The organism is Microbacterium sp. MMO-20 (assembly GCF_037147735.1).
Taxonomy (GTDB): Bacteria; Actinomycetota; Actinomycetes; order Actinomycetales; family Microbacteriaceae; genus Microbacterium.
In genome coordinates, this window is sequence record NZ_JBBCUU010000001.1 from 593,857 (window position 1) to 614,822 (window position 20,966).

Genomic DNA, 20,966 nt, shown 5'->3' on the forward strand with positions numbered 1-20,966 from the left:
GCGTATCTCACCACAGGGCGGCGGCCGAACGCAGGTCGGCGCCTGCGGCATCCAGCGCCACCGACTCGTGCTCCGCGCGAGCGGACAGCTCACGAACGAGTGCGCCGACCGCACGGCGGTAGGCATCGTCGGCGTGCTGCTGCGCGATGCGCACGAGCGGCGGTGTGTCCATATCGAGGATGAGCCGAATCCGCGCGCGCGCGGCCGCGCGCTGACCGGCAGCATCCAGGACGGCGATGCCACCCCGGAGCGCATCGAGGTAGTCGGCGAGCACCGGCAGGGCGTCTTTGCGCTGCGTGATCGACGAGCCATCCGCGCGCTCGCGCCACTGCACGACGACGTCGGGGATGACGTCGATGGCGCGGGCGTGGACGTAGAGGCGCTGCGCCACGATCTGGTCTTCGTACAGGCGGTCCTCGGCAAAGCGCAGCCCGTGCGCGCGCCAGAGTTCGACGCGACTGAGCTTCGACCAGGCGACGATGTTGCCGGATACCTCGGGGTGTTCGGCGAGCGTCGTCCCCTGACGCGCGGGCGCCGTTGCGGCGGCGACCCACGGCTGCACCGGACCCGGCGCATAGCGTCCGTCGGGTCCGGGCCGCAGGCGCACGTACGCGCCCACGACGATGTCGCTGCCGCTCGCGTCGATCGCACCGATCAGGCGCTCGATGGCACGCGGTACCATGACATCGTCGGCATCGAGAAACCCGACGAACGGCGTCGAGACGAGATCGAGGCCCGTGTTCCGGGCGGCGCCGAGACCGCGTGGCGCGCCGTGGCGCACGACGGTGAATCGGGCGTCGGATGCCGCAGCCTCCGCGAAGACCTCGCCGGTGGCATCCGCCGACCCGTCGTCGACGAGGATCGCCCGCCAGGCGGCGAAGGTCTGCGCGCGCAGCGATGCCAGTGCCTCGGTCGCGAACACCGCGACGTCACGTCCCGGCACGATGATTGTGACGAGCGGGCGGGGATCGACCGGCGTGTTCACGTGCCCGATCGTACTGCCGAGACCGCGGCGGCGACCGCATCGGCGATGGGGGAGAGGTCCGTTGTCAGGGCGTGACCGAACGTGAACCGAACGGCGCTCTGCGCAATGTCGGGGGCGATGCCGCACGCGACGAGCACGTGCGACGGCTCGTCGCTCCCGGCCGCGCACGCAGACCCGCTCGAGGTGACGAGTCCGCGTCGCTCGAGTTCGAGGAGCACGGCCTCGCCGCTCGTCCCCGCGAAGGTGAAGCTCGCCGTGCCGGGCAGCCGCCGGGTCGGATGCCCCGTCACCTGCGCCGTCGGGACGTGCGCCAGAACCCTCTCCACGAACGCGTCGCGGAGCGCGCCGACGCGTTCCGCGGCGCTCTCCCGCTCCGCTTCGGCGAGTTCCAGCGCGGTCGCGAACGCGACCGCGCCGGCGAGGTTCTCGGTGCCGCTGCGGCGGCCGCGTTCCTGCCCGCCCCCGTGCAGGACGGGCTCGAGCGGCAGTCGCGCGCGGACGGCCAGCACGCCGATCCCCTGGGGCGCGCCGATCTTGTGCCCGGCGAGCGAGAGCGCGTCGGCGCCGGTGCCGCGCAGGGGCAGCCACCCCGCCGCCTGGACGGCGTCGAGGTGCAGTGGCACGCGGGCCGCCGTCGTCATCTCCGCGAGGGCGGCGACGTCCTGCACCGTGCCGATCTCGTTGTTCGCGTAGCCGATCGAGACGACGGCGGTTTCGGGGCGGATCGCCGCCGCGACGTCGGCGGGGTCGATCGCACCCGTGTCGTCGACGGGAACGAGGGTGATGTCGAACCCGTGTACCCGCTCGAGGTAGTCGCACGATGCCAGCACTGCCTCGTGCTCGATCGGGGTCGTGATCACGTGCACGGGAGAGTCGCGGCTGCGACGGCTGTCGCGTCGCAGCGCCGCGCCGATCGCCAGTCCTTTGATCGCGAGGTTGTCGGCCTCCGTGCCGCCCGACGTGAACACGACCTCGTTCGTGCGGACGCCGAGGACGGCGGCGACCTTCGCCCGCGCGTCAGCGAGGGCCGCGGCGGCGGCCTCGCCGACCGTGTGGTGGCTCGACGGATTGCCGTAGCGTTCGGTGAGGTACGGCAGCATCGCCTCGAGCGCTTCGGGGCGCACGGGGCTCGTCGCGGCGTGGTCGAGGTACAGCACGGAACCGCCTTCGGTCAGGCTTCGACGCGCACGTCGAGCCCGAGGTCCAGGGCGCGCGCCGAGTGCGTGAGGGCGCCCACCGAGACGACGTCGACGCCGGTCGCAGCGATCGCGGCGACCGTGTCGAGATTCACCCCGCCCGACGCCTCCACGATCGTGCGTCCGGCGATCGCGGCGACTCCCGCGCGCAGGTCGTCGAGCGAGAAATTGTCCAGCATGATCGTGCCAACCCCGCGCGGCCCGGTGCCGGCGGCGAGCACCGCGTCGAGCTGATCGAGGCGATCGATCTCGACTTCGAGGTGCGTCGTGTGGGGCAGCGCGGCGCGGGCCGCCTGCAGCGCCGCGGTGATCGACCCGTGCCGGGCGACGAGAACCGCGAGGTGATTGTCCTTCGCCATGACTGCGTCGGAAAGGCTGAACCGGTGATTGTGGCCCCCGCCGCTGCGGACGGCGTGCCGTTCGAAGCGGCGGAGCCCGGGCGTCGTCTTGCGGGTATCGGCGATGCGGGCGCCGGTGCCGGCGACCGCGGCGACGTACGCGGCGGTCAGGGTCGCGATGCCCGACATGCGCTGGGTGAAGTTCAGCCCGACGCGCTCCGCCTGGAGCACGCCGCGCGCCGGGCCGGTGACCGACGCGAGCACGTCACCCGCGGCGAACGCCTCGCCGTCGGACGCACGCACGTCGATGTCGATCCGGGAATCGGTGAGGGCGAACGCGGCCGTGAAGACCTCTCCTCCGCTGAACACGCCCGACTCGCGCGCGCGCAGTTCGGCCGTGGCGACGGCATCGGCGGGGATCAAGGCTTCGCTGGTGAGGTCGCCCCACGGGGCATCCTCGTCGAGCGCTGCGCGCACGACGAAGTCGATGTGGTCGCCGCTCAGCACGCCGCCACCTTCGCGTCGCGAAAACTCCGGTGATCCGGGACGGAAACGTCCTGCGAGGCCGTTATCGGGGTCGATTGACGACGATCGTCAGGAGTTTCGTCGCGGCGCGCGTGCGCGCCGACCGACTCGCGGCGGGCGAGGGCGGCCGACGTCAGTGCCGCGCTCACGCGCAGCAGGTTCGCGTCCTCGAATCCTGTCTCGGTGGCGGGCTCGTCGGCATCCGCTCGCCACGCGGCGATGACGGACGCCGCATGCGACAACCCGCTCTCGTCGCGCACGAGCCCCGCGTCCTCCCACAGCAGATCCTGCAGGGCTGCGCGAGAGAACTCCGGCGCGGCCGTGGCGGGCGACGCGACGCTCTCGACGCCGCGCGCGAAGCCCGCGGCCTCCGGCCAGGTGCCGGACGCGGCATCCGCGACGATCGCGTCTCCGGCCCGCGCGCCGAACACCGCCCCCTCGAGTAGCGAATTGGACGCCAACCGGTTCGCGCCGTGTACGCCCGTGCGTGCGACCTCGCCCACCGCATACAGACCCGGCAGGCTCGCACGACCGGACAGATCGGTCGTGACGCCGCCCATCAGGTAGTGGGCGGCCGGCGTCACCGGAATGGGCTCGCGCGCCCAGTCCCAGCCGCGCTCGCGCACGGCGGCGTCGATCGTCGGGAACCGTCGGCGCAGGAACTGCGCGGTGCGTTTTGCGCTGCTGCCGCTGCCCGGACCGAGAGCCGTGGCATCCAACAGCACGGGACGGCCGTCCTGCGCGGCCATGACCTCGGCAATGGCGCGGGCGACGACGTCGCGCGGCGCGAGCTCGGCATCCGGGTGCACGTCGAGCATGAAGCGGCGGTCCTGGTCGTCGCGCAGGACCGCGCCCTCGCCGCGGACGGCCTCGGATACGAGAAACGGGTCTGCCGCGCCCTGGGCGGGGAGCACAGTCGGATGGAACTGGACGAACTCGAGATCGACCACCGCCGCCCCCGCGCGCAGCGCCGCGGCGATGCCGTCTCCCGTCGCGACCGGGGGGTTGGTGGTGTGCGCGTAGAGCTGCCCCGCACCCCCCGTCGCGAGCACGACCGCGTCCGCCGGGAGCACCTCGCGGCGCGCGTCGTCGCACCACAGGTCGACGCCCGCCGCGCGTCCTGTCGCCCCGTCGATGACGAGGTCGACGAGGAACGCGTGCTCGATGACTCGCACCGCGCTCGCGCGCAGACGCGCGACGAGGGCCTTCTCGATCGCGGTGCCGGTGGCATCCCCGCCCGAGTGCAGGATGCGGGGGTACGAGTGCGCCGCCTCGAGACCCTTGACGAAGTCACCGTCCGCCGCACGGTCGAACTCGACACCGAGCGCGATCAGCTCACGGATGCGCCCGGGGCCTTCCTCGGCGAGCACGCGGACGGCGTCGGGATCGCTGAGTCCCGCACCGGCGACGAGGGTGTCGTGGATGTGATCCTCGACACGGTCGTCGTCGAACATGACCCCTGCGATGCCGCCCTGCGCGTAGCGGGTGTTGGCGTGTTCGAGGACGTCCTTCGTCACGAGCGTCACGCGACAACCCGCATCGGCAGCGTGCAGCGCCGCGGTCAGTCCGGCGATACCGGACCCGACCACCACGACCTCGAGCGCGGTCACGGTTTCGCCGCCAGCATGCGTTCGAGGGCCGTGCGGGCGGGGTCGGCAACGTCGCCGGGTACCTCGATGCGGTTGACGACGCGTCCCGCGACGAGCTCCTCGAGGACCCAGGCGAGGTAGCCCGGGTGGATCCGGTACATCGTCGAGCACGGGCAGACGACGGGGTCGAGGCAGAAGATCTCGTGCTGCGGGAACTGCGCCGCGAGGCGCTGGACGAGGTTGATCTCGGTGCCGACCGCGAAGGTCGTCGGCTCGGTCGCCGCCGCGATCGCCTTGCGGATGTAATCGGTGGAGCCCGCCTCGTCCGCGGCATCCACGACGGCCATCGGACACTCGGGGTGCACGATGACGCGGACGCCGGGGTGCTCGGCGCGCGCCTTGTCGATCTGGTCGACGGTGAACCGGCGGTGCACCGAGCAGAACCCGTGCCAGAGGATGACGCGGGCGTCCGCGAGTTCGTCTTCGCTCGAGCCGCCGAGAGGCTTTCGCGGGTTCCACATCGGCATGGCCTCCAGCGGCACGCCCATCGCCTTCGCTGTGTTGCGGCCGAGGTGCTGATCGGGGAAGAACAGCACGCGGCGCCCGCGTGCGAACGCCCACTCGAGCACCGTGCGCGCGTTCGACGACGTGCACACGATGCCGCCGTTGCGCCCGACGAATCCTTTGATCGCGGCGGACGAATTCATGTACGTGACGGGGATGACGGGGACGAGACCGTCCTCGTCCACGGCATCCAGCGGTCCGTAGACCTCGGCGAGCTGCTCCCAGCAGTCCTCGACGTCGTCGATCGAAGCCATATCGGCCATCGAGCACCCCGCCGCGAGGTTCGGCAGGATGACGGCCTGGTCGGGGCGGGAGAGCAGGTCGGCGGTCTCGGCCATGAAGTGCACGCCGCAGAAGACGATCGCCTCGGCCTGCGGCTGCGCGAGCGCGGCGTTCGCGAGCTGGAACGAATCGCCCACGTAGTCGGCGTGCGTCACGACCTCTTCGCGCTGGTAGAAGTGGCCGAGCACCACGACGCGGTCGCCGAGGGTCTGCTTCGCGGCGCGGATGCGGTCGTGGAGCTCGGCCTCGGATGCCTCGCGGTACTCCGCGGGCAGCTCGCCCTGACGCGGTGCGCCGGTCGGGATCACATCGCCCATCGACGAGCCGGGGCCGTAGCCGGGCCGGGCATCGAAGTCCCACGGTCCTGCTGCCAGGTCGGTGTTGCACGTCTCGGCCGTCGACGATCCCTGCACGATCGCCTGGATCTCGTGGTCGACGCTCGCGTCGGGACGGTTCCGGTCGTGGGGTTGGGTCTGCAGAAGGGTCATGATTGTGCCTCTCTGGCGTGGCGGCTGTGATCGATCGAAAAGGGAAGCGGGCCGCGGTCGGCGAGCTCGACGTCCTGGTTGTAGCGGTAGAGACGCGCGGGCCGATGACTGCCCGTGCGGAACCGGTCGGTCGGGATCAGGGTGGCCGAGTTCTCCACCTGACGCCGGAAGTTCGCGGGATCGAGGCGCCGGCCGAGGATCGCCTCGTACACTTCGCGAAGGTCCGCGAGGGTGAAGAGGTCGGGCAGGAGACCGTGCGCGATCCGGCTGTAGCCGACTTTGTTGCGCAAGCGCCACAGGGCGTAGTCGACGATCTGGTTGTGGTCGAAGGCGAGGGGAGGAAGAGCGGTGGCGTCGAACCAGGCGACGTTGTGCTGCTCGGTCTCGAGCGAGATGTCCTCGCGCACGAGCGCCCAGTAGACGATCGAGACGACGCGGCCGGGGGAGCGTCCGGGATCGCCGAAGGCGTAGAGCTGCTCGAGGTAGCTGGGCGTCAGGGTCGTCGTCTCGGCGAGCGTGCGGGATGCCGCGCGCTCAAGTCCTTCGCCCCGGCCGAGCCATCCGCCGGGCAGGGCCCACTGTCCCTCGTGCGGATCACGCGTGCGCTTGACGAGAGGCAGCACGATCGTCGCGCCGTCACCGCCGAGGCGGCGGCGCAGGCTGAAGATGACGGTCGACACGGCGACACCGATCTCTTCCGCTGTTTTTGTCATAGTGACCATAACTCCGGGATCGATCTTATAGTCACGATGACCAGAACACAAACCTGGAAGCACGAACGCAGGCCAGGTCACAGGAACGATGGCTATCCTCGTTCGAGGAGGGACCGTGCTGCTCGAGAACGCTGTCGACATCGTGATGATCGCCGCGCTCGTCATCGCGGTTCTGGTGGGAATCGCGCGCGGGCTCGTCGCGTCGCTCGGCGTCCACGTGGGCGCTATCGTCGGCGCGTTCATCGCTGTCTGGCTCGTGCCGCTGCTCGCGCCGTACCTGGCGGGGGTCATCCCCGACCTGATGTGGCGGGGAGTGCTCACAGCGACGTTGGTCGTCCTGATCGTGATCGCGGGAGCACGGATCGGCGGGATCGTCGGACGCGCCCTGCGGCGAAGAGTGGACCGTGCGCACCTCCGCCTCCTCGACCGCACCCTCGGTGCCGTTGCCGGTGCGCTCGGCACGGCGCTCGTCCTCCTCCTGGTCGGCCCGGCGATCGCGGCGAACGGCACGCCCGTGGTCTCCGGCGCGATCTCCGGCTCACGTGTTCTCGGTGCGATCGACAGGCTGACCCCGGCGCCGGTGGACGCGGCGCTCGCGCGGCTTCGCACGGTCGTCGTAGACGAGGGGATGCCGCGTTTCGGCGAGCTGCTCGATTTCACAGCGACCGACGCCGCGCCTCCGGTGTCGCTCGACGATCCCGTGCTGCAACAGGCGGCGGGCTCGGTCGCCCGCATCAGCGGCACGGCGTACGCGTGCGCCATCGCGATGACCGGGTCGGGTGTCATCGTGGGCGAGGGCCTCATCGCGACGAACGCCCACGTCGTCGCCGGCGTCGTCAACCCCCTCGTGGAACTCCCTGGCCGTGCCCCGCGCGAGGGTCGAGTCGTCGCGTTCGACCCGGAGCGGGACGTCGCGATCATCGCCGCCGACGACCTCGGCGCGCCGGCGCTCACTCTCAGCGATGGCCTTGCGCCGGGCGACGCCGCCGCTGCGCAGGGTTACCCGCACGGCGGCCCGTTCACGAGCGTCGGCGCCACCGTTCTCTCCGAGGGCCTCGCCTCCATTCCGGACATCTACGACGCGGGGAGTGCGCCACGCGAGATCTACGCGCTCGCCGCGGACGTCCAGCCCGGCAACTCCGGTGGACCTCTGCTCACACCCGCGGGTGAGGTTGCGGGGATCGTCTTCGCGCGTGGCGAGGACGGCGCGGGCCGCGGGTACGCGATGACGCTGGCAGAGGTCCAGCCGCTGCTGCAGAGCGTGACCGCGGCATCCGCCCCCGTCTCGACAGGTTCCTGCGTCCGGTGATATCCGGCCGGGCTGCTGTCCCGGGGATGTCGTCTCGAGCCGCTATGCTGGGCGCACAACAGAACACAGGCCGCATGACGCGCGCGGGAGAGCCCCGGCATCCGCTTCTTTCACGGGATGCCGAGCACCGAAGGAGCAAGCCTCCCCGCCAATCTCTCAGGTCCGCGTACCGCTCGCGTCCGGCCGCTCTGAAAAGCGATCCCCGCTGTGTGAGGGGGCTCCGCCGACGGTGAAAGCCAGCATCCGCCTGACGGTGCCGGTGAAGCTCTCAGGCCCATGACAGAGGGGGAGTTCACGGATGCCGGGTTCCCGGCATCCTCCGCCCGATCTCGGGGAGAACTCGTGTCCGAACTTCGCACCACCCCACTCCACGATCGCCATGCCGCGCTCGGTGCCTCCTTCACCGATTTCGGCGGGTGGTCGATGCCTGTGCGCTACACCTCCGACCTCGCCGAGCACCACGCCGTACGCCACGCCGCGGGCCTGTTCGACATCTCGCACATGGCCGAGTTCACGCTTGCGGGCCCGGGCGCCGCCGCCGTGCTTGACACGGCCCTCGCCGGTCGGATCTCCTCTATGAAGGTCGGCAAGGCGAAGTACTCCCTCCTCCTGTCGGATGCCGGCGGCGTCATCGACGACGTCATCGTCTACCGGCGCGGTGACGAGGACTTCCTCGTGATCTCCAACGCCGGAAACCGGGCACTCGTGGCCGCGGCGTGGGAGCGCTACGTCGGCGACGCCGTGATCGACGACATCTCCGACGACGTCGCTCTCATCGCGGTGCAGGGCCCCCGTGCGCAGGAGATCGTCCACGCGGCCGCGGGGCTCACCGTCGAGGGCCTCGCCGAGCTCGGATACTACGCATGGCTCGGAGGGAGCTTCGCCGGTGAAGACGTCTTCGTCGCCCGCACCGGCTACACGGGCGAGGACGGCTTCGAGCTCATGGTCCCGAACGCGGTGGCCACCGCCCTGTGGGACGCTCTGCTTGCCGCAGGCGCGCCTCTCGGCCTCGTCCCGGCGGGCCTCGCCTCCCGCGACACCCTGCGCCTGGAAGCCGGGATGCCGCTCCACGGCCACGAGCTGAGCGATCGCATTCTCCCCGCGCAGGCGGGACTCGGCCGGGTCGTGGCATCCGATAAGGACGACTTCGTCGGCAAGGAGGCGCTCGCCGCCGCGCCCACCGACCTGCCCGTGCTCGTCGGTCTCGCGGCGGAAGGACGCCGCGCCGGCCGCGCCGGCTATGCCGTGTACGCCGCAGCCGTGGAGGGCGAGCCGATCGGCGAGATCACGAGCGGGGCTCTCAGCCCCACGCTCGGCCACCCCATCGCCATGGCCTTCGTTCCGCCCGCGTTCGCCGAGGCGGGCACCGAACTCTTCATCGACGTGCGGGGAACCCGCATCCCCGCGACCGTGACCGCTCTGCCTTTCTACCGGAGGACCGCATGACCGACCTGACCAGCCTCAAGTACACCGACGAGCACGAGTGGGTCGCCCTCGCGGGCGACGTCGCGACCGTCGGCATCACGGACTACGCCGCCGACAAGCTCGGTGATGTCGTCTACGTCGACCTTCCGGCTGTCGGTTCGAGCGTGACCGCAGGCGAGGTCTGCGGCGAGATCGAGTCGACGAAGTCGGTCGGCGAGCTCTACGCCCCGCTCACCGGCGAGGTCGTCGAGATCAACGACGCCGTCGTCTCCGACCCCTCTTCGGTCAACGGCGACGCGTTCGGCGCATGGCTCGTGAAGATCCAGGTCGACCCGGCCGACGTCGAGACGCTCATGGATCGCGCAGCCTACGTCGCGCTCACGGGCGGCGAGGAGTGACCTCCGCCGCATTCCGGGACCGGCATATCGGCACGGATGCCGATGCGCAGGCGATCATGCTGGGCGCGCTCGGCTACGACACCGTCGATGCCCTGGTCGAGCGCGCCGTCCCGGCATCCATCCACGCTGCGCCCGTCGCCGAGTCGGCGATCCCCGCCGCGGCCACCGAGGCCGAGGCGCTCGCGGAGCTGCGCACCCTCGCGGCGCTCAACCGCCCCGCGCGGTCGATGATCGGCCTCGGTTACTACGACACGCTGACGCCGTCGGTCATCGCGCGGAACGTCTTCGAGAACCCGTCCTGGTACACGGCGTACACGCCCTATCAGCCCGAGATCTCGCAGGGGCGTCTCGAGGCGCTCATCAACTTCCAGACGATGGTCACCGACCTCACGGGGCTCGCCACGGCGAACGCGTCGATGCTGGACGAGTCCACCGCGGTCGTCGAGGGCATGCTCGTCGCGCGGCGCGCCTCGAAGTCGACGTCGAACGTCTTCCTGGTGGATGCCGACGCGCTCCCGCAGACGAAGGCGCTCCTCCACCACCGCGCCGCCGCCGTCGGCATCGAGATCGTCGAGGGTGCATTCGTTCCCGCCGAGGGTGCATTCGTTCCCGCCGAGGGTGCGTTCGGCGCCTTCATCCAATACCCCGGCGCCACGGGCCGCATCGGGGACCCGTCCGAGGCCATCGCCGCGGTGCAGGCCCAGGGCGGCCTCGTCGTCGTCGCTGCCGACCTTCTCGCGCTGACGCTGCTGCGCTCGCCGGGCTCGCTCGGGGCGGACATCGCCGTCGGCACGACGCAGCGCTTCGGAGTGCCGATGGGCTTCGGCGGTCCGCACGCCGGCTACATGGCCGTGCGGGCGGGCCTCGAGCGGCAGCTTCCCGGGCGCCTCGTCGGCGTCTCGCAGGATGCCGCCGGCGCACCCGCCTACCGACTCTCCCTGCAGACCCGCGAGCAGCACATCCGGCGCGAGAAGGCGACCTCGAACATCTGCACCGCCCAGGTGCTGCTGGCCGTCATGGCATCCATGTACGCGGTCTACCACGGTCCCGGCGGCCTGCGCCGGATCGCCGCCGACGTCACCGCGAAAGCGCACCTGCTGCGCGATTGGATCGTGGCCGCCGGGAACGAGGTCGTCTTCGACGACTTCTTCGACACGATCGTCGTCAACGTGCCGGGGCGCGCTGGCGCTGTCGTCGAGACGGCCCGCGAGCGCGGATTCCAATTGTGGTTCCGCGACAGCGACTCGGTCGGCATTTCCGTCGACGAGGCCACGACGACGAGCGAGCTGCACGCGCTCGCCCAGGTGTTCGGCGGCCCCGAGCAGCGGGCCTTCGGGTTCTCGGCCGTCGCGGGTTCGGAGCTTCTGCCGGAGAACCTGCGTCGTGAAGACGAGTTCCTGACGCACCCCGTCTTCCATGTGCACCACTCCGAGACGGCGATGATGCGCTACCTCAAGCAGCTCGCCGACCGCGACTACGCGCTCGATCGCGGCATGATCCCGCTCGGCTCCTGCACGATGAAGCTCAACGCCGCCACCGAGATGGCCGCGGTGTCGTGGCCGGAGTTCTCGCGCGTGCACCCGTTCGCTCCCGCGGAGGATGTCGCGGGGTACCTGGTGCTCATCGAGCAGCTGGAGTCGTGGCTCGCCGAGATCACGGGCTACGACGCGGTGTCGCTTCAGCCGAATGCCGGCTCGCAGGGTGAGCTCGCGGGGCTCCTCGCGATCCGCGGGTACCACCACTCCCGCGGCGACCTCCAGCGCGACGTCTGCCTCATCCCGTCGTCGGCGCACGGCACGAACGCGGCATCCGCCGTCCTCGCGGGGATGCGCGTCGTCGTCGTCGCATGCGACGACGCGGGCAACGTCGACCTCGATGATCTCCGCGCGAAGATCGCCCAGCACGCCGACGCGCTCGCGGCCCTCATGATCACGTACCCGTCGACGCACGGCGTCTACGAGCATGACGTCGTCGACATCACGGCGGCCGTGCACGAGGCGGGCGGGCAGGTCTACGTCGACGGCGCGAACATGAACGCGCTCGTCGGGTTCGCGCGCTTCGGCGACCTCGGTGGCGACGTGTCGCACCTCAACCTCCACAAGACCTTCGCGATCCCGCACGGCGGGGGAGGCCCGGGCGTCGGGCCGGTCGCGGCGAAGGCGCACCTCGCGCCCTTCCTGCCGTCGCACCCGCTCGCGCAGCGCGCCGAGCACGCGGGCGGCTACGTCTTCGACGGTGGGCCGATCTCCGCGGCGCCCTACGGCTCGGCATCCATCCTGCCGATCTCGTGGGCGTACATCCGCATGATGGGTGCGGAGGGCCTCCGGGATGCCACGGCGGCGGCGGTCCTCTCGGCGAACTACATCGCCGCGCGGCTGCGCGAGCACTACCCGGTGCTCTACTCGGGCGAGGGCGGACTCGTGGCGCACGAGTGCATCCTCGACCTGCGGCCGCTGAAGGAGGAGACCGGCATCACGGTCGACGACGTCGCCAAGCGGCTGATCGACTACGGCTTCCACGCGCCGACGATGTCGTTCCCGGTGGCGGGGACCCTCATGGTCGAGCCGACCGAATCGGAGGACCTGGGCGAGATCGAGCGGTTCATCGAGGCGATGATCGCGATCCGCGCCGAAGCGTCGCGTGTGCAGGAGGGGGAGTGGCCGGCATCCGACAATCCCCTCGTGAACGCGCCGCACACGGCGGCGGCCGTCGTCGCCACCGAGTGGGCGCACGCGTACCCGCGCGAGCTGGCGGTGTACCCCGTGCACACCCTGGTGCGCACGAAGTACTGGCCGCCTGTCCGCCGCATCGACAACGCGTACGGCGACCGCAACCTCGTATGCGCCTGCCCCCCCGTCGAGGCGTTCGCGTAGCCGCGCGCGCACGAGACCGACCGTCTGGCACGAGACCTACCGCCCGCCGGTCGGTCTCGTGCCTGCCGATCGGTGTCGTGGCACCGCCGAGCGCGGGTCGTGCGCCAGGGTGCGCAGAAACGCGTTCTGCCGTGCGCGCACGGGGGTGAGTCCGGCCGTACCGAGGATGCCGTCCAATCGCGTGAACGCATACCCGTCGGCCACGTCCCAGCGACCGAAACCGCCCAGGTGGCGGCGCAGCCGGTCTTCGCGCTTCTTCTCGCGGATGAAGCGCGCTTTGGATGCCTCGGTATCCGCCCCGTCGTACTTGCCGTAGCCATCGGACTCGCCCACGATGCGCTGCCGCCGCCAGAAGAAGTCGACGCGATCGGTCACGTCCTCGTAGTGGAAGGTGACTTGCAGTTCGGGCGGTTCGTAGCCGAGCCACTCGATCACGGCGCGACTGACGCTCTCACCGGTCGACTCGGCTGCGCCGGTGGCCCGTTCGGCCACCCAGGCCACCCGGCGCAGTCCCCGTTCGTAGCGCTGCAACCGCGCCCGCGCGTCGAGTTCGAGCTCGTCGCACGACAGTCCGAGGCTACGCAGCGCGGCATCCGCGACAGCGAGTCCGTGCGCCGGCGGCAGCACCCGAACGAGATCCACGGTGGTGTCGATCAGCCCGGTGGCGATCAGGCCCTGTGCGGTGACCAGTTCACGGGTATCCGCCGAGGCGTGAACGACGACGTCGCCGCGGCGGTAAGAGTGCGCGGTGCGCGAGAGCAGATGAATATCTGCCGGCTCGCGGAAGACCGGCTGCCCGCGGAGGACCGCGGCGGATTCCAGCATGAAGACCGGGTTATCCCACGTGAGCGCGACCGCGTGTACGCGAGCCAGATACCGATCCCACGGTGCCAGGCGCGCCCAGGCGATCTTGTCGGCGTACACGCCGGGGCGCACGCGGTGGAGGGTCGGGTCGCCCGCGACGCGCTCGCCGAGCGCGCGCTTCTCGCGCGCGAGGATCAGGTCGACGGGGCAGGCGATGAGCGGCATCCCCACATCCTCGGGCGCCGACCGCGCACGCGGGGGCCAACCGACCGATCTGTGGATGCTCCGCCGAACTCGCGCCCTGGGAAGCAGTCGACGCACCCACCACGAGACCGACCGGAGGCGTCCACACACACCGCCGGGCAGGCGGTCTCGCGCCATGTGGTCGGTCTCGCCGACCCCGACCCCAGCCCCGCCCCGCCCGCTCAGAACAGGCCCGGCCACCAGGCGGCGGCGAGGGGGTAGCCGACGAACGCGATCACGTCGATCACGGTGTGGGCGATGACGAGGGGCATGACCCGCCCCCAGCGATGGTAGACCCAGCCGAACACCACACCCATCGCCATGTTGCCGACGATCGAGCCGAATCCCTGGTACGCGTGGTACGCCCCGCGCAGCGCCGCCGTCGACAGGATGATCGTCCACGTGCTCCACCCGAGCCGGCGCAACCGGTCGAACAGGTACCCGATGAAGATGACCTCTTCCGTGAGCCCCGCCCGCAGCGCCGCGATGAGCAGCAGCGGAACCGTCCACCACGAGGCGTCGAGCGGCGCGGCATCCACCTGCACCGTGATCCCGAGTGATCGCCCGGCGGCGTACAGTCCCAGCCCCGGTACGCCGATGACGACGACGAGCAGGATGCCGGCGCCCAGATCCCGTCCGAACAGCCGGAAGTCGAGCCCGATCCTCCGGAAGGCCGACCGACCCGGCTCCCACAGCAGGTAGATCGCGAGGGCGATCGGCGCGAAACCGAAGAATGCCGCGACGAACTGATAGAGCACGTCCCAGAACTCCTGTGCGGCCGCGCCCGGGTTGAGCGCCGTCGACTGATCGCCCAGCGCCTGCTCGCGCGTGAGCGCCTGCACGAGCTGCAGCACCGAGTAGACGGCCGAGCGCCCCACCGACAGGCAGAGCACGATCGCGATCTCCCACCAGAGCGACATGCGCAGACGGGGTGGGGATGCCGAGGGTGCTGCAGGGCCGAATGGGTCACGATCGGCGATCATCTTGTCAGATTGCCACATCTGCGATCGATCGAGTTAAGGGTCTGTAACGTTTTCCTGGGTTGATTTGTCGAAGAGTGATCCGTTACTTACAGTTTCCCTATTCCCGCCCCTGCGTTCTCACAGCACGCCGTGGGCGATTCACCCTTGCACAGGAGGACAAGTTGAAGCGCAACAAGATCGCCCTCGCGGGCATCGCGCTGCTCGTCGCCGGAGGACTGGCCCTCGCGGGCTGCTCCGGCAGTGGCAGCGGCTCGCCGAGCGCGTCGGGAGGCGGCGACAGCACCGCCATCATCAAGACGAACGGTTCCGAGCCCGAGAACCCGCTGATCCCGACCAACACCAACGAGGTCGGTGGCGGCAAGATCCTGGACGAGATCTTCGCGGGCCTGGTCTACTACGACGCCAAGGGTGCGCCGCAGAACGACATGGCCGAGTCGATCACCGTCGACGACGCGCAGAACCTCACGGTCAAGCTCAAGAAGGGCCAGAAGTTCACGGACGGCACCGAGGTGCAGGCCCACAACTTCATCGAGGCGTGGAACTACGGCGCGAAGCTGTCCAACGCCCAGCTGAACAGCTACTTCTTCGAGGACATCGAGGGCTTCAGCTACGACGAGGACTCCGACCTCACGGGTCTGAAGGAAGTCGACGACTACACCTTCACGATCGCGCTCAACAAGCCGGCATCCGACTTCGCGCTGCGTCTCGGTTACTCCGCGTTCTACCCGCTCCCGGACGTCGCGTTCGAGGACATGGACGCGTTCGGTCAGAACCCCATCGGCAACGGTCCCTACAAGATCGCCTCTGCCGACGCGTGGGAGCACAACGTGCAGATCTCGCTCGTGAAGAACGACGACTACCAGGGCGGCCGTGCAGCGCACAACGCGGGCCTGGACATCGTCTTCTACGCGACGCAGGATGCCGCGTACGCCGACCTGCTCTCGGGTGAGGTCGACGTCATCGACGGCGTTCCGCCGTCCGCGCTCGCGACCTTCGAGTCGGAGCTCGGTGACCGTGCGGTCAACCAGCCCGCGGCCGTCTTCCAGTCCTTCACCATCCCGTCGCGCCTCGCGCACTTCTCGGGTGAAGAGGGTCAGCTGCGCCGCCAGGCGATCTCGATGTCGATCAACCGCGAGGAGATCACGAAGGTCGTCTTCAACGGCACGCGCACTCCGGCGAGCGACTTCACGTCTCCCGTCATCGACGGCTGGTCGGACAAGCTCGAGGGCGCCGACGTGCTCGCGTACAACCCCGACGAGGCGAAGAAGCTGTGGGCGCAGGCCGACGCCATCTCGCCGTGGTCGGGCTCGTTCCAGATCGCGTACAACGCCGACGGCGGCCACCAGACGTGGGTCGACGCGGTGACGAACTCGATCAAGAACACGCTGGGGATCGATGCGTCCGGTGCTCCGTTCGCCGACTTCGCGTCGCTGCGCAAGGAGGTCACGGGTCGCACGATCCAGACCGCCTTCCGCACCGGTTGGCAGGCCGACTACCCGGGTCTGTACAACTTCCTCGGCCCGCTCTACGCGACCAACGCCGGCTCGAACGACGGTGACTACTCGAACCCCGACTTCGACAAGCTGCTGTCCGATGGCATCTCGGCCACCGACTCGGCGACCGCCAACGAGGACTTCCAGAAGGCTCAGTCGATCCTGCTGAAGGATCTCCCGGCGACGCCGCTGTGGTACTCGAACGTCACCGGCGGTATCGCCGAGGGTGTGCAGAACGTCGAGTTCGGTTGGAACTCGGTGCCCCTGTACTACCTCATCACCAAGTAATCCGATCATTCCCTGATCATCCGTGGGGCGGTGACACCGAGTCACCGCCCCACGGTATGTCCATCTGGCTCTCGCGTCCGCGCCGTTCGCGCGGCACGATGCTTCTAGCGGGTTTCCGGCCGTGCCCGACGCGCCGCGCCCCACATCTGAAGGAGAGGGATGCTCGGTTACATCCTCAGACGCCTGTTGCAGGTGATCCCCGTGTTCTTCGGGGCCACTCTGCTCATCTACTTCATGGTCTTCGCACTACCGGGAGATCCGATCATCGCCCTGTTCGGCGACAAGACTCCGAACCCTGCGGTGGTCGCTCAGCTGCGTGCGCAGTATCACCTCGATGAGCCGTTCTTCGTGCAGTACTTCTACTACATCACCGGCATCTTCCAGGGAAACCTGGGCGTGACCTTCTCCGGTCAGTCCGTCAATGACGTTCTCGCCCGGACACTCCCGGTCACGGGCCGCCTCGCGGTCATGGCGATCGCGATCGAGTTCACTCTGGCGATCATCATCGGCACCATCTCGGCGCTGCGTAAGGGCAAGCTCTTCGACAACACGTCACTCGTCGTCGCACTCATCTTTGTGGCGCTGCCCATCTTCGTGCTGAGCTTCCTCGCGCAGTACTTCCTCGCGATCCAGTGGGGCTGGTTCAAGCCCACGGTGGGCGCGCAGAACGACTGGGGCGACCTGTGGCTGCCGGCGATCGTCCTCGGCCTCAGCCTCTACGCGACCAGCATGCGGCTCATGCGCTCGTCGGTCATCGACACCCTCAACCAGGACTGGGTGCGCACCGCGTACGGCAAGGGCCTGTCCCGCTCGCGGGTCATCCCCGTGCACGTGCTGCGCAACTCGCTCATCCCCGTCATCACGAACTCCGCGACGAACTTCGGCGTGCTGCTGGTCGGCGCGACCGTCACCGAGGGCATCTTCAACGTGCCCGGCGTCGGCAATACGCTCTTCCACGCCGTGCAGAAGCACGAGGGCCCCACGGTCGTCTCGTTCGTCACGGTGTTCGTGATCATCTATGTGCTCGTCAACCTGCTCGTAGATCTGCTCTACGGGCTGCTCGACCCGAGGATCCGCTATGTCAAGTGATCTCCACAACTCCGGTGGCCCTGCGGGGGTGAACCACTACGTCGCCCCTGCGACGACGACTCTCGTCGTCGACGCCGTGCGCGTCGACGAGAAGCCCAGCAATCTCTGGACCGACGCGTGGCGCGATCTTCGCCGCCGCCCCGTCTTCTGGCTCAGCCTCCTCGTCGTCGCCATCGTGCTGCTGATGGCGATCTGGCCCACGCTGTTCACGCAGGTGCCGCCGAACAACGACTGTCAGCTGGGCAACAGCAACGGAGGTCCCACTGACGGGCATCCGCTCGGATTCACGTTCCTCGGCTGCGATGTCTGGGCACGCATGGTGTGGGGTGCGCGCACGTCGCTCTCGGTCGGTCTCATCGCGACGATCATCGGGACCGTGATCGGTCTCGTCATGGGCGCATTCGCCGGCTTCTACGGGGGCTGGCTCGACTCGCTGCTCTCGCGGATCGGCGACATCTTCTTCTCGATCCCGTACATCCTCGCGGCGATCGTCGTGATGAGCGTCTTCTCCGCCAATCGCAACGTCCTCACTCTCGCGTTCGCGATCGGCGGCTTCGCCTGGGCATCCACCGCCCGCGTCATGCGCGCCGAGGTCCTGCGTGTGCGGCAGGCGGACTTCGTCACCGCGTCGCGGGCCCTGGGAAAGTCGCGCTTCGGCACCCTGCTCTCGCACGTCGTCCCCAATGCGATCGCGCCGCTGCTCGTCGTCACGACGATTTCGCTCGCCGCGGCGATCGTCGCGGAAGCGACCCTCGCGTTCCTGGGCGTCGGGCTCGGCGGCAACGTCATGTCGTGGGGCAATGACATTGCGCAGGCGCAGCAGTCTCTGCGCGTGGCTCCGATGGCTCTCATCTACCCGTCGATCATCCTGACGGTCACGGTGCTGGCCTTCATCCTTCTGGGCGAGCTCATCCGCGACGCCCTCGATCCGAGAGCGAGGGCCCGCCGATGAACGCGACCTCACGCGAACCGCTGCTGAGCGTGCGCGACCTGCGCGTCGCGTTCGAGTCGCAGTCCGGCAGCCGCGAAGTACTGCACGGCGTCAGCTTCGACATCTTCCCCGGCGAGACGCTCGCCATCGTGGGGGAGTCGGGATCGGGCAAGTCGACGACGGCATCCGCCCTCATCCACCTGCTGCCCGGGACCGGCCACGTCACATCGGGCACCATCATGCTCGGCGCCGAGGACCTCACGCTCTACAACAAGGCGCAGATGGAGGACATCCGCGGACGTGAGATCGGTTACGTGCCGCAGGATCCGATGTCGAACCTGAACCCCGTGTGGTCGATCGGCTTCCAGGTGAAGGAGGCTGTGCGCGCCAACGGCATCGCGTCGGGCAAGAAGGAGATCGAGGCACGCGCCATCGAGGTGCTGAAGCAAGCCGGTCTCGCCGATGCCGACAAGCGTATGCACCAGTACCCGCACCAGTTCTCCGGCGGCATGCGTCAGCGCGCACTGATCGGTATCGGTCTCGCCGCCGACCCGAAGCTGCTGATCGCCGACGAGCCGACGTCGGCGCTGGATGTCACGGTGCAGCGCGTCATCCTCGATCACATGGCCGGCCTCACGCGCGAGAAGGGCACGTCGGTGCTCCTCATCACGCACGATCTCGGCCTTGCGGCCGAGCGCGCCGAGCGGATCATCGTCATGAAGGACGGCGAGATCGTCGAGGCGGGACCGAGCCGGCTCATTCTCGAGAACCCGCAGCACCCGTATACGCAGCGCCTGGTCGCCGCCGCTCCGTCGATCGCGTCGCAGCGCATTCAGGCGGTGGCGGAGGACCGGGGCGTCCGGACAGCATCCGACATCGCCGACGCGACGCCGACGCTGCGCGTGCGCGAGCTGACGAAGGACTACAAGATCCGTCAGGGCAGCTTCCGCAGTGAGCCGTTCCGCGCTGTGGATTCCGTGTCGTTCGACATCCCGCGCGGCAAGACTCTCGCCCTCGTCGGCGAGTCGGGCTCGGGCAAGTCGACCGTCGCCAAGATGGTGCTGAAGCTCGAAGATCCGACCTCGGGCACGATCGAGATCGACGGCGTCGACACGGCGAAGCTCTCGCGCAAGGAGATCTTCGCGCTGCGTCGGCGCATGCAGCCCGTGTTCCAGGACCCGTACGGGTCACTCGATCCGCTGCGCAACATCGAGAACACGATCGCGGAACCGCTCGAGATCCACAAGGTCGGCACGGCGGCCTCGCGCCGCGAGCGCGTGCGCGAGCTTCTCGACCAGGTGTCTCTCCCGCAGAGCCTCGCCTCGCGCTACGCGAACGAGCTGTCCGGTGGCCAGCGCCAGCGGGTCGCGATCGCGCGGGCGCTCGCACTCAAGCCCGACATCGTGGTCCTCGACGAGGCGGTCTCTGCGCTCGACGTGCTCGTGCAGGATCAGATCCTGAAGCTCCTCGCCGAGCTGCAGTCCGAGCTCGGTCTCACCTACCTGTTCATCACGCACGACCTCGCCGTCGTCCGCGTGGTGGCCGACCTCGTCTGCGTCATGGAGCGAGGCAAGGTCGTGGAGCAGGGAAGTGTCGACGAGATCTTCGCGAACCCCGCACAGGAGTACACGAGGCGTCTGCTCGACGCGATCCCGGGCGCGAGCATCACCCTCGGCGGTGGAGCCGCGGGAAGCCTCTGAGCGTGTCCCTCGCTCGTCGCCGTCACGGCGCAGCCGATGCGCCCGCTCGGCGCGTTCTGCGGCCCACGTCGGGCACGGTCATCCTGATCGTGTCCGGCGTGGTCGCGCTGTGGCTGCTGGTGGATGCCGCGATACGCGCGGGCTTGCCCGAGATGCTGCGCCTCGCCCCGTGGATCCTGCTCGCTGTCTGGGGCGTCTACGTCGCGCTCTACGCACCGCATGTCGCCTTCGACCGCGACGGGGTGCTCGTGCAGAACTACCTCCGGCGCACGTGGATCCCGTGGTCGCGCGTGTCCGACATCGAGATGCGGTGGCAGCTGCAGTTCGCGCTGACCGGCGGGTCGACGATTGTCGCTTATGGCGGTCCCGTCGCCGGGAGGCCCGGAAGAGCAGCACGGACAGCCCGCGAACCGAGCCGCGTGCCCGCGTGGATGCGCGATATCGGTGAGCTGCGCGACGCCTGGCAGGCGTCGGATTCCCCCGCCTCAGGGGCGGGCGCCCTGGCGCGCGCCTGGGATGCTCCGGGCCTCGTCGCAGTGGGCGTTCTCATCGTCGCCGCTGCGATATCCGTTCTGAGTGTCGCCTGACGACAGCGCAGGTTGGCAACTATTCACAGGTTGGAAGTGGGCATTTTGCATGCGTGTGACGGAATGTTACGGTCATGCAAAGAGTCCCGGCCAACGACGGTCGGAGAGCGTTCAGCGAGTTAAGGTCGATGAACCGAAGGCCGCTCGAGTCGCCCTCGATGAA

Annotated in this window: 17 protein-coding genes and 2 riboswitches; of the genes, 9 read left to right on the plus strand and 8 right to left on the minus strand. The window is 69.4% G+C overall.

What is annotated here, in order from left to right:
* Window positions 1-7: 7 nt before the first annotated feature.
* From WFI52_RS02975 to WFI52_RS03000, 6 genes are read right to left on the minus strand one after another with little or no spacing between them, the layout of a single operon-like run.
* Window positions 8-985 (minus strand): glycosyltransferase family 2 protein, encoded by a 978-nt coding sequence (locus WFI52_RS02975; RefSeq protein WP_336625080.1) that lies wholly within the window; start codon window positions 983-985, stop codon window positions 8-10.
* Window positions 982-2,142 carry a cysteine desulfurase family protein gene (locus WFI52_RS02980; protein WP_336625079.1) on the minus strand — a complete coding sequence of 387 codons (1,161 nt, stop codon included), beginning with the start codon at window positions 2,140-2,142 and terminating at the stop codon, window positions 982-984. The genes WFI52_RS02975 and WFI52_RS02980 overlap by 4 nt, the downstream gene beginning before the upstream one ends.
* A gap of 14 nt (window positions 2,143-2,156) precedes the next feature.
* Complete coding sequence (nadC, locus tag WFI52_RS02985) at window positions 2,157-3,026, minus strand: carboxylating nicotinate-nucleotide diphosphorylase (RefSeq protein WP_336625078.1); 870 nt, start codon at window positions 3,024-3,026, stop codon at window positions 2,157-2,159.
* Window positions 3,020-4,654, minus strand: coding sequence for an L-aspartate oxidase (gene nadB, locus WFI52_RS02990; protein WP_336625077.1), 1,635 nt, complete (start codon window positions 4,652-4,654; stop codon window positions 3,020-3,022). Before nadB ends, nadC begins: the two co-directional genes overlap by 7 nt.
* Window positions 4,651-5,967, minus strand: coding sequence for a quinolinate synthase NadA (gene nadA / locus WFI52_RS02995; RefSeq protein ID WP_336625076.1), 1,317 nt, complete (start codon window positions 5,965-5,967; stop codon window positions 4,651-4,653). The genes nadB and nadA overlap by 4 nt, the downstream gene beginning before the upstream one ends.
* Complete coding sequence (locus WFI52_RS03000) at window positions 5,964-6,680, minus strand: NUDIX hydrolase (RefSeq protein WP_336625075.1); 717 nt, start codon at window positions 6,678-6,680, stop codon at window positions 5,964-5,966. The genes nadA and WFI52_RS03000 overlap by 4 nt, the downstream gene beginning before the upstream one ends.
* A gap of 115 nt (window positions 6,681-6,795) precedes the next feature.
* Here WFI52_RS03000 and WFI52_RS03005 point away from each other — a divergent pair, with 115 nt between their 5' ends.
* The 4 genes from WFI52_RS03005 (at window position 6,796) to gcvP (ending at window position 12,685) form a co-directional block, all read left to right on the plus strand.
* Window positions 6,796-7,989 (plus strand): MarP family serine protease, encoded by a 1,194-nt coding sequence (locus tag WFI52_RS03005; protein WP_336625074.1) that lies wholly within the window; start codon window positions 6,796-6,798, stop codon window positions 7,987-7,989.
* Window positions 7,990-8,063: 74 nt separating this feature from the next.
* Window positions 8,064-8,171: riboswitch (glycine riboswitch) on the plus strand.
* Between the two features lies 1 nt (window position 8,172).
* Window positions 8,173-8,279: riboswitch (glycine riboswitch) on the plus strand.
* 52 nt (window positions 8,280-8,331) lie between these two features.
* Entirely contained in the window at window positions 8,332-9,435 is a 1,104-nt protein-coding gene (gene gcvT / locus WFI52_RS03010) for a glycine cleavage system aminomethyltransferase GcvT (RefSeq protein WP_336625628.1), read from the plus strand.
* Window positions 9,432-9,812 carry a glycine cleavage system protein GcvH gene (gcvH, locus tag WFI52_RS03015; protein ID WP_336625073.1) on the plus strand — a complete coding sequence of 127 codons (381 nt, stop codon included), beginning with the start codon at window positions 9,432-9,434 and terminating at the stop codon, window positions 9,810-9,812. The genes gcvT and gcvH overlap by 4 nt, the downstream gene beginning before the upstream one ends.
* Before the next feature lie 56 nt (window positions 9,813-9,868).
* The gene (gene gcvP / locus WFI52_RS03020) at window positions 9,869-12,685 is read left to right on the plus strand and encodes an aminomethyl-transferring glycine dehydrogenase (protein ID WP_442927679.1); all 2,817 of its coding nucleotides are present in this window, start codon (window positions 9,869-9,871) and stop codon (window positions 12,683-12,685) included.
* 36 nt (window positions 12,686-12,721) lie between these two features.
* On the opposite strand, the gene WFI52_RS03025 is transcribed toward gcvP, so the two are convergent.
* Together WFI52_RS03025 and WFI52_RS03030 are read right to left on the minus strand one after the other, a co-directional pair.
* Window positions 12,722-13,714: a hypothetical protein gene (locus WFI52_RS03025; protein WP_336625071.1), complete on the minus strand. Its 993-nt coding sequence runs from the start codon at window positions 13,712-13,714 to the stop codon at window positions 12,722-12,724.
* 200 nt (window positions 13,715-13,914) lie between these two features.
* Window positions 13,915-14,715 carry a CPBP family intramembrane glutamic endopeptidase gene (locus WFI52_RS03030; protein ID WP_336625070.1) on the minus strand — a complete coding sequence of 267 codons (801 nt, stop codon included), beginning with the start codon at window positions 14,713-14,715 and terminating at the stop codon, window positions 13,915-13,917.
* A gap of 161 nt (window positions 14,716-14,876) precedes the next feature.
* On the opposite strand from WFI52_RS03030, the gene WFI52_RS03035 reads away from it, so the two are divergent.
* The 5 genes from WFI52_RS03035 (at window position 14,877) to WFI52_RS03055 (ending at window position 20,803) form a co-directional block, all read left to right on the plus strand.
* Window positions 14,877-16,496: a peptide ABC transporter substrate-binding protein gene (locus WFI52_RS03035; RefSeq protein ID WP_336625069.1), complete on the plus strand. Its 1,620-nt coding sequence runs from the start codon at window positions 14,877-14,879 to the stop codon at window positions 16,494-16,496.
* A gap of 159 nt (window positions 16,497-16,655) precedes the next feature.
* Entirely contained in the window at window positions 16,656-17,585 is a 930-nt protein-coding gene (locus WFI52_RS03040; RefSeq protein ID WP_336637391.1) for an ABC transporter permease, read from the plus strand.
* Window positions 17,575-18,537 (plus strand): ABC transporter permease, encoded by a 963-nt coding sequence (locus WFI52_RS03045; protein ID WP_336625068.1) that lies wholly within the window; start codon window positions 17,575-17,577, stop codon window positions 18,535-18,537. Before WFI52_RS03040 ends, WFI52_RS03045 begins: the two co-directional genes overlap by 11 nt.
* Window positions 18,534-20,216 (plus strand): ABC transporter ATP-binding protein, encoded by a 1,683-nt coding sequence (locus WFI52_RS03050; RefSeq protein ID WP_336625067.1) that lies wholly within the window; start codon window positions 18,534-18,536, stop codon window positions 20,214-20,216. The genes WFI52_RS03045 and WFI52_RS03050 overlap by 4 nt, the downstream gene beginning before the upstream one ends.
* A 2-nt stretch (window positions 20,217-20,218) precedes the next feature.
* Entirely contained in the window at window positions 20,219-20,803 is a 585-nt protein-coding gene (locus WFI52_RS03055) for a PH domain-containing protein (protein ID WP_336625066.1), read from the plus strand.
* Window positions 20,804-20,966 lie beyond the last annotated feature (163 nt).

Excerpts from the sequence above, each read along its gene's own strand:
- WFI52_RS03050 (WP_336625067.1), top strand. The coding sequence starts at position 18,534 with ATGAACGCGACCTCACGCGAACCGCTGCTGAGCGTGCGCGACCTGCGC.
- gcvP (WP_442927679.1), top strand. The coding sequence starts at position 9,869 with ATGCTGGGCGCGCTCGGCTACGACACCGTCGATGCCCTGGTCGAGCGC.
- WFI52_RS03025 (WP_336625071.1), bottom strand. The coding sequence starts at position 13,714 with ATGCCGCTCATCGCCTGCCCCGTCGACCTGATCCTCGCGCGCGAGAAG.
- nadA (WP_336625076.1), bottom strand. The coding sequence starts at position 5,967 with ATGACCCTTCTGCAGACCCAACCCCACGACCGGAACCGTCCCGACGCG.
- WFI52_RS03000 (WP_336625075.1), bottom strand. The coding sequence starts at position 6,680 with ATGACAAAAACAGCGGAAGAGATCGGTGTCGCCGTGTCGACCGTCATC.
- WFI52_RS03030 (WP_336625070.1), bottom strand. The coding sequence starts at position 14,715 with ATGATCGCCGATCGTGACCCATTCGGCCCTGCAGCACCCTCGGCATCC.
- gcvH (WP_336625073.1), top strand. The coding sequence starts at position 9,432 with ATGACCGACCTGACCAGCCTCAAGTACACCGACGAGCACGAGTGGGTC.
- WFI52_RS03045 (WP_336625068.1), top strand. The coding sequence starts at position 17,575 with ATGTCAAGTGATCTCCACAACTCCGGTGGCCCTGCGGGGGTGAACCAC.
- WFI52_RS03040 (WP_336637391.1), top strand. The coding sequence starts at position 16,656 with ATGCTCGGTTACATCCTCAGACGCCTGTTGCAGGTGATCCCCGTGTTC.